Below are 13,016 nucleotides of genomic sequence, written 5' to 3' on the forward strand. Positions count from 1 at the left end.
GACGCGCCGTCCCATCTACGCCTACACCCGGGAGGAGATCGCCGAAGGCGTTGACGTCTACACCCGGGCGGTGAAAGTCCGCGCCGCTGGTGCGCGAGCGGTCGGAGGCGACGATGCGCCCGAGTGATGACGTCACCCCGCACACCCGAATTCCGATGGCTGCTTCATACTGCGCGTTCTCCGTTTGCTGGTTGGGTTGGGTCGGACTGGTTTCGTGCCGGGGTATCGCCCTATTCGGTGTTGCTGAGTTGGTGCAGCGCGCCTTCGGTGAGGATTTGGCTGGCCTTGACGGCGATGGTCAGATCGGGGATGTCCAGCCAGCCCGGGTCGTGGCTGTCCTGCCACGCCACGATGTCGGTGGCGATGGCTATGGCTGGGTCGTCTCGACCGTGTACGAGTGCGTGGGTGAGGTGCAGGTAGGCGCCGGCTTGCGTGCCGGTGAGTTCTTGGGCCATGTGCGCGATACGGTCGCCGATCTGCCGTCCGTGGTGGGGATACACGCCGGCCAGGCAGGCGAGTACGAATCTGACTGCGGGTGGTTCGGTTTCCCAGCGAGCCAGCAGCGTCGGCAGTTGCTCGTCAACGGTGAAGTGGACGTCCAGGGTCCAGGCTTGGGGTTGTGGCGGGCGGTGCTGGACGGCGGCCTGCTCGGCGTCGCCGAGCAGGCCGGCGGACCATCGGCCGGCCGCGATGAGCAACCACACGTAGAGGTCGAGGCGCTGCTTGGCGGGCACGGCCCCGGACACGATCATTTGGGTGAGGAACGGCAACGCGGGCGCCGTGGCCGAGTAGCAGGTTCCCTGGTGCAGCAGGTCATCGCCGAACAGTTCATCGAGGGTCTGGGCCCAGTCACCGAACGGGTCGGTCAACGCCTGCAACAGATCGGGGATGTCCTCGGCTGGGCCGTGTGCATGGTCGAGGTCTGCCCACGCGATTTCGTCCAGCCCGGACAGGTTGATCGGTATGTCGTGTGCATGGTCGGGCGTCAGCGCCAGCGGTGCCGCGGGTGGCGGCGTGGCCATAACAACCGTTGGGGTCGGGGGGCGTACGCCGGGGTTGGTGCACACGATCGGGGCATCGGAGTCCCGGTCGATGTGCAGCATGCTGACGTCGCAGCGGCTTCCCCCGTTGCGGTAGCCACCGTACTGGCGGGCGATGGCAGCGGCGGCGCGGCCTACTGCGTTCATCATGCGTTGGCCGGTGGTATCGACCGGGTACGGACCCTCGTCGAGTGCGGTCACCGTCCAGCCCTCGCCCACGTGCGGCCGCGCGGTGACGTAGGCGAAGCCATGCGCCGCGAGGGCTCGGGCGAGTTCCTGCGCGTGCACATCGTCGGGCACGACAAACTCGTGGGTGCCCGCCATCGCCGACCAACCCGCCACGCCATCATCTCCTTGGGCCGCGAATATCCCGCTCAGATTGCCAGATCCGCCGACGCGACCGGTCGGGTCAAGCGTTCCAGAATCTTGAGGTCCTCATTCCTGAGGTCCTCACGGTGGCTGCGACGCTGCCGGGCTCGGAGGAACCGGCTTGAGCCGGAACGAGTCGGCGACTTTGCGCCGGTAGATGGCTTGGGTGTCGGGGTCCCAGGGGATGCACCAGCGTCCGCTGGGGGCTCTGCGGGCGGGGACCTGGCCGTGGGTGAGCCAGTTGTAGACGGCGTCGGCGGGAATGCCGAGTTCGGCTGCGGCTTGTTTGACGCTTACCTCACCGTCTTGGATGGCGACGGTTCTGGGCGCGTGGATGGTGTAGGCGTCGCGGACGCGGGCGACACTGCCCTTGGTCCAGCGGTGGCCGCGGCCGGTGCGCAGCCCTGCGGCGTTGAGCATGACCGCGAGTTGGTCGCTGGTGTGGGTGGCGCCGTGGCGGCGGATCAGGTCCAGCGCTGCCGCCGGGGTTCGGCCGGGTCCGATCCGGCCGGCGGTGATCTCGTCGGTGGCGCCGGTGTGCCAGCGCACCCCGATGCGGACCTCGTCACGTTGGGTTTCCGGCAGAAGGGTGACGTCGGCGATCAGGGTGCGCAGCAGGCGTTTGCGGTCGCGGGCCTGGGTGTCGGGGTGCTGCCACAGCCTGGGCAGGTCGGCGGCCAGTGCCAGCAACGCGTCGCGTTCGGGCAGCGGCGGCCGGGCGGCACGGGCTGTGGCCAGGGCGGCTTCAGCATCGGCGAGCGCGACAAGTTTGGCTTCCCATCTGCCTTCCAAAGCCCGGGCGACGAGCCGGTTTTCGGGTTCGACGTTACTGAAGGCGCGTTCGGCGCGGTCGGCTTCATAGCGGGCGCGTTCGACGGCGAGTTCGGCGGCGCGGTGGCTGCGGGTGTAGCGCTCGGTCAGCTCGTCAGCGGCCTTGACCGCGAGTTTGAGCTGCTGCGGGGTAACCGCGTCGAGCAGCAGCGCGGCGACGGCGTCGTCGACGGTGACCGCTGCGACGGTGCGGCAGGTGGTCGTGCGGTTGGCGTCGCGGGCCTGGCAGAGGTAGTGCACCCGTCCGCCGTCGCCGTAGCGGGTGCCCATGCGGCCGCCGCAGATGCCGCAGAAGATGATGCCCTGACACAGCGCCGGCCCTTCCCGGGGCGGGCGGAAGCCGGCCTTGGTGTGGTTGGCGGCCAGCTTGGTTTCGATGTCGACGAACTGCTGCCAGGTGATGTAGCCGGGATGGTGGTCCTGAATGAGGACGGTCCACTCGGCGCGGGCGCGTTTGACCCAGGTGGCGGCGACGGTGCCGTCGGGGCGCACGCCGCGCGCGTCGTAGCTGCGTCCGTAGGCGTAGGCGCCGGCGTAGACCGGGTTCTTGACCGCCTGCAGCACCCGCGAGTGGGTCAGCTTGCCCCCACTTGATCTGCCCATCCCACGCGCCGCCCCACTTGCGTTGCGGGAACAGCCGGCCGGTGGCGGCGAATGCCTTGACCACGCCCAGCGCCGAGCCGGTCGCGGCGAACTCAGCGAACAGGTCCTCGACCGCGTGGCGGACCTGTTCGTCGGGGTCGAAGACGACCTCGCCGTCGTCGTGGACATAGCCGACGGCCAGCGGCGAGCGCAGTTCCCCGCGGTGCGCGGCGGCCAGTTTCGCGCCATGCAGCCGGCCGGTGAGAAGGTGCAACTCGGCCTCGGACATGCTGCCCTTGAGGCCGAGCAGGAGGCGGTCGTTGACGTCGGACAAGTCGTAGACGCCGTCGGCGTCGACCAGCAGCGTGTCGGTGAGCCGGGCCAACTCCAGCAGCCGGGCGAACTCCCCGCACGAGCGGGCCAACCGCGACACCTCCAGACCGAAGATGGCGCCGACCTCGCCGCGGCAGACCCGGGCCAACAGCTCGGTAAACCCGTCGCGGTGCGCGCCAAACCGGCCCGAGACGCCGAGGTCGGCGTCGATGGTCAGCACCCCGCCTGGTGCCCAGCCCATCTCCACTGCGGTAGCGGCCAGCCCGTACTGGCGTGTCGTGGACTCCCCGTGGACGCGGACCTGCACCACGCTGGACTGGCGCACGTACACCACCGCCAGCCGGCTCCGATGCGACGCGGTGATCTTCGCACTCGGCTTCATCGCGACCCGCCCGTGAGCGCACCGCCGGGTCCAGCATATTCGCCACGGCCATTACTGCTTCGACCTGGTCCCAGCCGGCGCCCACGCCTCATCCCCGTTCGCGCCAACGGAATCAGTGCCTTCCCTCCGTCCACAGCGGACACGATCATGCCTTACCCCCGATCGGTGTCGCGCAGCCGGGATCCGATCGCATCAATCAACTGCCGCGCGGCCGTAAGCCCGTCGACGGCGAACCGGCCCGGCATCGGCTGCGGACCTCGATCGGTCCAGGACTGCGGCAGCGAGATCCGTCGCTTGCCACCGTCGATCTCACACACGAACACCAGACCGCCCTTCATCCGGGCGGAGAACAACACCGGCAGCCCCTGGCCGACCAATGGGTGGAAAGGGTGTGTAACAACCAATGAATCCGAAGAAGAACTCCTACGACGAGCCCTATAGAGCTCGTATCCCCGCCGACGTTGACACCCCAGACAAGATCGTCTACGGGTTGACCGCCCGGCAGTTGGCCATCCTGGCCGTGGCCGGGGTGATCGGCTACGGCATCTTCCGCGCGGTCGGTGACCTGCTGCCGCAGCCGGTCCTGATCGCGATCCTCACCCCTCTCGCCGGGGCGGCGATCGTGTTGGCCCTGGGCCGCCGCGACGGCCTGTCCATGGACGCCTGGCTACTCGCGGCGGTGCGGCACACCCGCGGCCCGAAACGGCTTGCCCCAGCCGCAGCCGGTCGACCGCTCCCGACGCCGGCCTGGGCGCCGGCCGTCGAGCCGCCCGCCGCGGCCGTGCCGGTGCTGCGGCTGCCGGCCACCGCGATCAGCGACACCGGCGTCATCGACGCCGGCCCGCACGCCGCGGCCTTGGTCGCCTGCACCACGGTGAACATCGGGCTGCGCACCGGCGACGAGCAAGCCGGCCTGATCGGCAGCTACGGCCGGTGGCTCAACTCACTGTCCGGGCCGGTGCAGATCGTGGTCTCCGCGCAGCGGGCCGACCTGTCCAGCCACGCCCACCGCATCGCCGAGAGCGCCGACACCATCGCCAACCCTGCCCTGGCCGACGCCGCCCGGGACTACGCCGACTTCCTCCACGACCTCGCCGCCCAGCGGAACCCACTGTGGCGCACGGTAACCGTCGCGGTCACCGCCACCGGCGACAAGGGCCGCGACACCGAGGTCCTGCGCCGGGCGGAACACACCGCGTCCGCGTTGTCCGCCCTCGGGGCGCAGACCGCCGTCCTCGACGGCGGCCAGGCCGCCGCAGTGCTCACCTGCGCCACCGACCCCTACACCCCGGCCGACGTCTCCTGGCCCCGCGCCCTACCCGACGAGGCCGTCACCGGACCAGGAGACTGACATGCCCCTGATGAAACGGCGAAAGCCGACCACCACTACTGACCCGAGCCCGACCGACTCGGCCGGGCTCGCGGCCGTCGTGGGCCCGGCCGCGATCGAACACACACCCCGCTACCTGCGCCTCGGCGACGGCTACGCGGCAACACTGATCGTCACCGGCTACCCCGCCGAGGTCGGCCCCGCCTGGCTGGACCCACTACTAGCCTGGCCCGGCCGCCTCGACGTCGCCGTCCACATCGACCCCCTGCCCCCGCAGATCGCCGCCGCCCGGCTGCGCAGGCAACGGGCCCGGCTGGAGTCCAACCGGCGCACCGACACGGAAAAGGGCCGCCTCGCCGATCCGATCACCGAGGCCGCCGCCGACGACGCCGCGGAACTGGCCGACCGGATCGCCCGCGGCCACAGCAAACTCTTCCGCGTCGGCCTGTACCTGTGCGTGCACGCCACCACCCTCGACGAACTCGACGAAGCGATCGCGCACGTGCGGGCCACCGCCGCCTCGGTACTGCTAGACACCCAGCCGGCGACGTGGCGGCAGCTGCAGGGCTGGACGAGCACCCTTCCACTCGGTGCCGACGGGCTCGGCATGCGCCGGATGATGGACACCGACGCGCTCGCCTCGGCGCTCCCGCTCGCCTCCTCCGACCTGCCGGCGCCGCTGCCCGGTGAACCAGGTGCCACCGGCGGCATGCTCTACGGCCTCAACCCGACCTCGAACGGGATCGTCTGGTGGGACCGGTGGGCGCAGCACAACGCCAACAGCGTCGTCCTCGCCCGATCCGGCGCCGGAAAGTCGTACTTCGTGAAGTTGGACGTACTCCGGTCGTTGGCTGACGGCGTGCACGTGTCGGTGATCGACCCCGACAACGAGTACATCCGCCTCACCGAGGCGATCGGCGGCGTCACCATCGCGCTCGGCGCCAACGGCGTGCGACTCAACCCGCTCGACATCCCACCCGCCGACCGCCGACCGAAAGCCCGCACCTACCGGGCGATGTTCCTGCACACCCTGATCTCGGTCATGCTGGGTGAGCTGCCATCGTCTGAGCAGCTCGCGTTGGACAAGGCGATCAACGACGCCTACGACCAGGCCGGGATCTCCAACGACCCCGACACCTGGCGCCGGCAGGCACCGCTGCTACGCGACGTAGCCACCGCCCTGACTGCGCAGGGCACCGACGCCGCCGACACTCTCGCCGCCAGGCTGACACCGTGGACCACCGGATCGTTCCGGGACCTCTTCGACGGCCCGACAACAACGGTCCCGTCGGGACAGCTGGTGTGCTGGTCCACCCGGCACCTCGCCGACGAACTGCGCGGTCCCGGCATGCTCCTCGCACTCGACGCGATCTGGCGCGAGGTCGACACCCCCGCCATCCCGTCCGCGCACACACCACGGCGGCTGGTGGTCGTCGACGAAGCCTGGACACTGCTCCGCGAGGGCGAAGGCGCCAAGTTCCTCTCCCACCTTGCCAAGTCGGCGCGGAAGCGGCGGGCCGGGCTCGCGGTCGTCACCCAGGACGTCGGTGACCTGCTCGGCTCCGACCTCGGGCGGATCGTCATCGCCAACGCCGCTACCCAGATCCTGTTGCGGCAGGCGCCGCAGGCGATCGACATCGTCGCGGACGTGTTCGGCCTGACGACCGGCGAGGCCCGGGTGCTGCTCGCCGCCCGCCGCGGCGAAGCCCTGCTGATCTCTGGCACCCATCGGGTCAGCTTCCAGGCCGTGGCCTCCAGACAGGAGCACCGGCTATGTATCGGTGACCTGGAGTTACCTGACGACGAGTAACCCGTCACACCTGCCGCGGCCAAAACCGGCCGTGGCATCACTCAACCATCCCAGGGCCGTGGGCCGCCAGCAATGGCGGCCCACGGCCCCTTTTCGTTCCCCGGAAGGGACCAACACGTGAACACCAGTCCTGTACTCGCCTGCCTCATCTCCACGTCAACTCCCACGCCCACACCGTCTTCCACCCCACCGGTTCCGTCGTTGCCCGGACCGTCGCAGTGGCTTCTCGACACCGTCACCGCCGCCGTCGGCTGGTGTCGAGATCGGCCGTGGCTCGCGCTCGTCGGCCTCCTCATCGCCGTCGGCGGCTACGCCGCGCGCACCGTCGTGGCCGACCGTCAGCACGCCCGGATGGCCCGGCACGCGCAGCTGGTCACGATCAGCCCACCGCCTGAGGTCGACCCGGACGGCGCCGCCACTGTCTGGGCGACCCTCGCCGAACTCCTGCACACCGGCTGGTGGCGCCGCCTGCGCGACGGCCGCCCACACATCGCCATGGAATACCGGTGGAGCGGCCGGGAACTGACCATCGCGATCTGGGTACCGGCCACAATCCAGCACGGCCCGATCCAGGCCGCGATCCGAGGCGCCTGGCCCGGCGCCGCATGCACCATCACCGACGCCGACCCGCCGCTGCCCCTGGACGCTCTCGACGTCGGCGGTGCGCTCGCCCCCGCGCTGCCGGCGTGGTACCCGCTGCAGAGCGACCATGACAACGACCCGCTGCGCACCCTGATCTCCGCGGCGTCGGGGCTACACGCCGCCGAGTCGGCCTGCGTGCAGGTCCTGGCCCGGCCCGCCACGGCCCGGCAGGTCCGCCGGCTACGCCGCGGCGTCCAGGGTTTGCGTACCGGCCGGCCACCGCGCGACCTGCTCGACCCGGCCACCTGGCTACGCGCCGTCCTCGACCTCGTGACGGAGCTGTTCAGCACGGGCCGGCAGACCCGTCAGACTGCCCGGTACACGCCGCTGCCCGGCACCGATCCGCAGCGGGAGCGAGACGGGCGCGCCGGCGTCGACAAGCTCGCCGGCAGCCAGTGGGAGGTGGCACTGCGTTTCGGCGTCGCGCACACCAACCCTCGCGGCAGCGACCCCGACAACCTCAAGCCCCGGCTGGTCACCCTCGCCCACGGCATCGCCTCCGCCTACGGGGTGTGGACCGGCCGCAACCGGCTACGCCGCCGCTCCATCAGGCATCCCGCCCAGATCCTGGCCGGCCGCAGACTGCGCCGCGGATTCCTCCTGTCCCACGTCGAACTGGCCACGATCGCGACGCTGCCCCAGGACATCGCCGTGCCCGGTCTGGACCGCGCCCGCGCCAAACCGATGCCCGCCCCGGTCGCCGTCGCGTCCGGGGGACGCGGCACGAAGGTCCTCGGCCGCGCCGACGTCGGCGGCCACTCCGTCGCCGTGAACGTCGTCGACGCCCGCCAGCACCTGCACGTGCTCGGCTCCACCGGCTCCGGCAAATCGACCCTGCTGATGAACATGATCCTCGACGACATCCACGCCCGTCGCGGCACCGTCGTCATCGACCCCAAAGGCGACCTGGTCCTCGACCTGCTCGACCGGATCCCGAAAAGCCACGCCAAACGGCTGACGATCATCGACCCGAACCAGCCGGCCGGCACCACCCTCAACCCCCTGCAGGGCGAGGACCACGACCTGGTCGTGGACAACATCGTCTCCATCTTCGGGCGAATCTTCGCCAAGCACTGGGGACCGAGGATCGACGACACGCTGCGGGTCGCGTGTCTGACCCTGCTGCGCAAGGCCAACGCCACCCTGACGCTGATCCCACCGCTGCTCAACGACAAGAAATTCCGGTACGCGTTCACCCAGGACCTCGACGACCCCGAGGGCCTGCGCGGCTACTGGGAATGGTTCGAGTCGACCCCGGCACCGCTGCGGGCGCAGGTGATCGGCCCGGTGCTGTCCCGGCTGCGGGCGTTCCTGTTGCGGGACTTCGTTCGCCGCACCCTCGGTGCACCGCGGTCGAGCTTCGACATGCGCCGCGTCCTTGACGGCGGCATCCTGCTCGCCCGCCTACCGAAAGGGCAGATCGGTGAGGAAACGGCCCGGCTGATGGGCAGCTTCGTCCTCGCCTCGGCCTGGCAGGCCGCGACTGGCCGGACCCGGCTACCGGAGGCAGACCGACGGGACTCGTTCGCATACATCGACGAGGCCCACAACTTCCTGAACCTGCCCGGCTCGGTCGGGGACATGCTCGCCGAGGCGCGCGGCTATCACCTCGGCCTGGTCCTGGCGCACCAGAATCTGTCGCAGATGCCGCGGGAGACGCAGCTGGCCATTTCCGCGAACGCCCGCAACAAGGTCTTCTTCTCCTGCGCGCCCGAGGACGCTCACCAGCTGGCCCGGCACACCATGCCTGAACTAGACGAGCATGACCTGTCCCACCTGGACGCCTACCGGGCGGCGTGCCGGCTCGTCGTCCACAGCCGGGAAACCGCGGCGTTCACCCTGCGGACCAACCCGGCACGGCCGATCGTCGGCGAGGCCACCGCAGTCCGGCAGGCAGCCGCCAGCGCGGTCGCAGGCACCGCCGGGAACCAGTCAGCGATCGCCCAGCTCGCTGGCGTCGCCGACCCGTCCGACGGCGACGATCCGGACTCAGGCGACCCAACAGCCACCCAACAAGACCCTGCGTAACCCAACAGGCGCGCTCGGCAACGCCCGGGTTCGAGGCCGCCCGGCCTCCGGGCCGGCCGCAGTCGGTGCTCGTTCGCCTCTGCGGGAAGCGGCGAGGTCCCTCAGCGACCACGGGGGAAGCCGCTGAGGGACCTCGTCAGCTTACGCCCTGCTACCAGTCGGTCACCAGATCGGAATCACGGTGGCGCCGGTCTGATCGCCCTCTGCCGACCCGGCTGGAACCCGGTCATCGCATCGGCCACCGACCCGGCCACTGCCCGGCGCTGTACTGCCGAGCCCCGGCCGACCTCATCCACCCAACAGCCCAGCTAGGAGCCGTCATGCCCGCGAACAACAAAACCCGACACTCCCCCTGGGGGAACTCTCTACGGGGGACATCCCAGTAGTCGTGCCCTCGACGACCAGCCCTAGCCCCACATCCGCTCACTCCCTCATCGACATCTCTCATCGTCTTCGCTCCCGCGACTACACCATCGCCTCCCTCCTCGATGAGCACAGCACCCTCACCACCGAACACCTCACCTCGATCCTGTTCACCAACCCGACCACCTGCCGGCATCGGCTACAGCTACTGCGCCGTCTCGGCTTCATCGACCGCTTCATCCGCAACCGGCCCGGCCTCAACCCGATGTGCTGGCTGCCCGGCCTGCTCTCCGCCAGATACACCGCGCTGGCACGTGGTGATAGCCCACCCAGCATCAAAGCCGTGCGGGAACGGCAGGACCGGGTCTACTCCAGCGCGACACTGGACCACCTCCTCGCCGTCAACGACGTCTTCGTCTCCCTGCTCGTCCACGCCCGCCGCCGACGGGGCACGGCGCTGACCCGCTGGTGGTCCGAACGCACCACAGCGGCAGCGTTCGGTCACCGGATCAAACCCGACGGCCACGGCGTCTGGACCGACGGCAACCAGGAAACCGGGTTCTTCCTCGAACTCGACCGAGGCACCGAACCGATCAGGCGTCTGGTCGACAAGCTGGCCTCCCACCGCAAACTGCGCGCCGAGGGCGGCCCGCAGTACCCGATCCTGTTCGTCCTGCCCAGCCGGCTACGTGAGCAGAACCTGCACCGCAAGCTCGCCGACCGACCGGAACCCACCCTGATCGTCGCCACCACCTGTCCGGAATCCGGGCCCGAGCGGGCCGGCCCGGTATGGCGGCTGGCGGGCAACGGCCGGCACCGACTCACCCTGGCTGACCTGCCCAGCAGCCACGGCCAACCCGGCCCTCTCACCCCCGGACCGACACATCCGGACGACCACCCACTCCGGCTGATTGTGACTGAGCGCGATAGATGGCCAAGCTGAGCGCGAAAGACGGCCATGGAGGAAGGGAGCCGCGAGGTGATCGGCCATCCTAATCTGCCGATGACAGTGCGTTTCCCCATTGCCGCTCGGTATTCGGAGTGAGTAGTGAAAAACGTCCGCCTACTCCCGGCTAGATCCCCGCCGTCACGGGCGATTGCCGGAACCCGCCGGGGGCTAAACCGTACTCGCGTTTGAACGCGTGGGCGAAGGCGTACTCGGAGCTGTAGCCGACCTTCCTGGCGATTGCGGCCAGCGGCGCATCGCTGTCGCGCAGGAGCCGCGCAGCGATGGTCATCCGCCACCACGTTAGGTACGTCAGTGGCGGCTGCCCGACCAGGGCGGCGAACCGTCGGGCGAAGGCGGCGCGGGACAGTCCGGACTGCGTGCCCAGTTCCTCGACGGTCCATTGCCGACCGGGATCACCATGGATGGCCCGCAGTGCCGCCGCGACTGCCGGGTCGCGCAGCGCCGCCGCCCAACCGGTATCGGCGCCGTGGGCGGATTGGTCGTCGAACCAGGCCCGCAGTATGTGCAGCAGCAGCACGTCCAGCAGGGCGGGCAGCATGGCGTCGCCGCCCGGCCGTGGCCGCTCCAGTTCACCGCCGAGCAGGTCGACGGCGCCGCGTAGCCCCGGGTGGCGTCCGACCCGGGCGGGCAGATGGATGACCTTCGGGAGGTCGCTCATCAGCGGATGTGTCCGGGACCGGTCCAGCAGGTACGCACCGCAGAGCATGACCGGGCCAGCGGCCGAGCCGTTCGTCCGGTGCTGACCTGCTGGTTCCGTGTCCTCTTGGCCGGGTCGAATCTCGGCCAGTGACGCGGCGGCGTCCACCAGTGGGGTGGTTGGGCTGTCCGCCAGGCCGTGGGCGGCACCGTGGGGCAGGAATGCCACATCACCGACCCCGAGGGCGATCGGTGCGCCGTCCGGTGGGAACAGCCAGCACGATCCCTGCAAAACGATGTGGAAGCCGGCCCCCGCGACCGATGGGACCCGCGTTCCGAAGGTCGCCGGCCGGCGTACCCGGCCGGAGTGCGGTTGGCCGGTGCGCATGGCGGTGACCGCATCGGAGAGCACATCCACCCAGCCATCGTATCGCCGCGATCCGGGGCGAAGACGGTCGCGCATGGGCCGGAGACGTTGACGCTATTTGGGCGTCTCACGATGCCGCCATACCGTGAATCGCAGGCGCGAGATCGTCATCCAGCTCGCCCGACATTTCTGATCGCTCGAACAGGAGATCCAGGTGAAGATCGCCGTCTACGGCGCAAGCGGCTACCAGGCAAAGCTCGTCCTCGCGGAACTGGCCCACCGCAACATCGACATGCTGCTCATCGGCCGTAACGCCAACCGCCTGCGCGAGGCCGCAACGACTGTGGGCATTATCGACGCCGCGCAGCGGGTAGCCGACACCGACGACCACGACGCCCTCGTGGCAGCCTCCCGCGAATGCGACGCGGTCATCAACTGCGCCGGACCATTCACGAGCTCCGGCCACGCCGTGGTCCGGGCGGCCGTCGCCGCCGGCTGCCACTACGTCGACACCGCCGGCGAGCAGCTCTACACCAAGACGGTCTTCGACACCTTCGCTCGCGAAGCGGAGCGCGCCGGGGTCACCGTCGTCCCCGCCACGAACGATGGGTGCGTCCCCGGGGACCTGATCGCCCGCCTGCTCGCCGGGCGCCTCCAGCCGATCGAGGAGATCACCATCAGCCACTTCATCGTCGGCGGGGGTGGGATGTCCCGCGGCTCGCTACGCTCGGCCGTCGAAACGATCGACGCGCTCAAAGCGGGCGGACTCAGCTACGACGACGGTGACTGGCGTACGGGCACCCCCGCCCGGCACGCCACGGTCACCCTTCCCGGCGCCCGGCAACCAACCGAAGTGGTGAAATGCCCCTTGTCAGAAGTGGTCACCATCCCACGCCACGTGCCGGTCCGGCATGTCGAGAGCCTCGTCGACGCTGCGGTCGGCGCCCAGTTGAGCACCCCGCTCACTCCGCAGATCATCGACAGCCTGCCCGAAGGGCCCACCGAGGAGGACCGCCGTACCCAACGGTTCACCTACCTCATCGACGCCGTCGGCCGCAATGGCCAATTTGCCCGCGGGGTCGTGCAGGGCCACGACACGTACGGCATCACCGCCGTGATCGCCGTCGAAGCCGCCCGCCGACTGGTAGCGGACGGGGCCAAACCAGGCGTGCTCGCCCCCGCCCAAGCGTACGATCCGACAAGCTTCCTGGACTTCCTCGCCCCATATGGAATCAGTTGGACCATCTCCCTTTCCGACACTCCACCAGCCCGGCAGTGAAGGCAAGCGCCGACGGCACCTAAGCTGCGACCGCGCCGGCGCAGGAGCTACGGC

At 69.9% G+C, this 13,016-nt stretch carries 9 protein-coding genes and 1 pseudogene; 5 read left to right on the top strand and 5 right to left on the bottom strand.

What is annotated here, in order from left to right:
• Positions 1-230 precede the first annotated feature (230 nt).
• The 4 genes and pseudogenes from Pma05_RS41505 to Pma05_RS41520 form a co-directional block, all read right to left on the bottom strand.
• Positions 231-1,382, bottom strand: a complete 1,152-nt coding sequence (locus tag Pma05_RS41505) for a hypothetical protein (protein WP_203863032.1) — start codon at positions 1,380-1,382, stop codon at positions 231-233.
• 108 nt (positions 1,383-1,490) lie between these two features.
• Complete coding sequence (locus Pma05_RS41510) at positions 1,491-3,071, bottom strand: recombinase family protein (protein ID WP_307837044.1); 1,581 nt, start codon at positions 3,069-3,071, stop codon at positions 1,491-1,493.
• Positions 3,072-3,096: 25 nt separating this feature from the next.
• Positions 3,097-3,537 (bottom strand): annotated as a pseudogene (locus tag Pma05_RS41515) (recombinase family protein); the annotation flags it as partial.
• A 152-nt stretch (positions 3,538-3,689) separates the two neighbouring features.
• Positions 3,690-3,941: a DUF5372 family protein gene (locus Pma05_RS41520; RefSeq protein WP_275414832.1), complete on the bottom strand. Its 252-nt coding sequence runs from the start codon at positions 3,939-3,941 to the stop codon at positions 3,690-3,692.
• Here Pma05_RS41520 and Pma05_RS41525 point away from each other — a divergent pair.
• From Pma05_RS41525 to Pma05_RS41540, 4 genes are all read left to right on the top strand, one after another.
• Positions 3,941-4,888, top strand: a complete 948-nt coding sequence (locus Pma05_RS41525; RefSeq protein WP_203863035.1) for a PrgI family protein — start codon at positions 3,941-3,943, stop codon at positions 4,886-4,888. The two genes, Pma05_RS41520 and Pma05_RS41525, sit on opposite strands and share 1 nt — an antisense overlap.
• 10 nt (positions 4,889-4,898) lie before the next feature.
• The gene (locus Pma05_RS41530) at positions 4,899-6,677 is read left to right on the top strand and encodes a VirB4 family type IV secretion system protein (RefSeq protein ID WP_203863036.1); all 1,779 of its coding nucleotides are present in this window, start codon (positions 4,899-4,901) and stop codon (positions 6,675-6,677) included.
• A gap of 201 nt (positions 6,678-6,878) precedes the next feature.
• On the top strand, positions 6,879-9,347 hold the full coding sequence (locus Pma05_RS41535) for a helicase HerA domain-containing protein (RefSeq protein ID WP_239314189.1): 2,469 nt from the start codon (positions 6,879-6,881) through the stop codon (positions 9,345-9,347).
• A 388-nt stretch (positions 9,348-9,735) separates the two neighbouring features.
• On the top strand, positions 9,736-10,653 hold the full coding sequence (locus tag Pma05_RS41540) for a replication-relaxation family protein (RefSeq protein WP_203863037.1): 918 nt from the start codon (positions 9,736-9,738) through the stop codon (positions 10,651-10,653).
• A 130-nt stretch (positions 10,654-10,783) separates the two neighbouring features.
• Here Pma05_RS41540 and Pma05_RS41545 read toward each other — a convergent pair whose 3' ends face one another.
• On the bottom strand, positions 10,784-11,734 hold the full coding sequence (locus Pma05_RS41545) for an AraC family transcriptional regulator (protein ID WP_203863038.1): 951 nt from the start codon (positions 11,732-11,734) through the stop codon (positions 10,784-10,786).
• Positions 11,735-11,897: 163 nt separating this feature from the next.
• On the opposite strand from Pma05_RS41545, the gene Pma05_RS41550 reads away from it, so the two are divergent.
• A complete protein-coding gene (locus Pma05_RS41550) occupies positions 11,898-12,962 on the top strand; it encodes a saccharopine dehydrogenase family protein (RefSeq protein WP_203863039.1) in 1,065 nt (354 codons plus the stop codon).
• Positions 12,963-13,016 lie beyond the last annotated feature (54 nt).

It is taken from the genome of Plantactinospora mayteni, assembly GCF_016862935.1.
Lineage (GTDB): Bacteria > Actinomycetota > Actinomycetes > Mycobacteriales > Micromonosporaceae > Plantactinospora > Plantactinospora mayteni.

Bases quoted from the DNA above. Each gene is read 5' to 3' on its own strand.
- Pma05_RS41510 (WP_307837044.1), bottom strand. From the start codon at position 3,071: ATGGCGCGAAACTGGCCGCCGCGCACCGCGGGGAACTGCGCTCGCCGC.
- Pma05_RS41525 (WP_203863035.1), top strand. From the start codon at position 3,941: ATGAATCCGAAGAAGAACTCCTACGACGAGCCCTATAGAGCTCGTATC.
- Pma05_RS41530 (WP_203863036.1), top strand. From the start codon at position 4,899: ATGAAACGGCGAAAGCCGACCACCACTACTGACCCGAGCCCGACCGAC.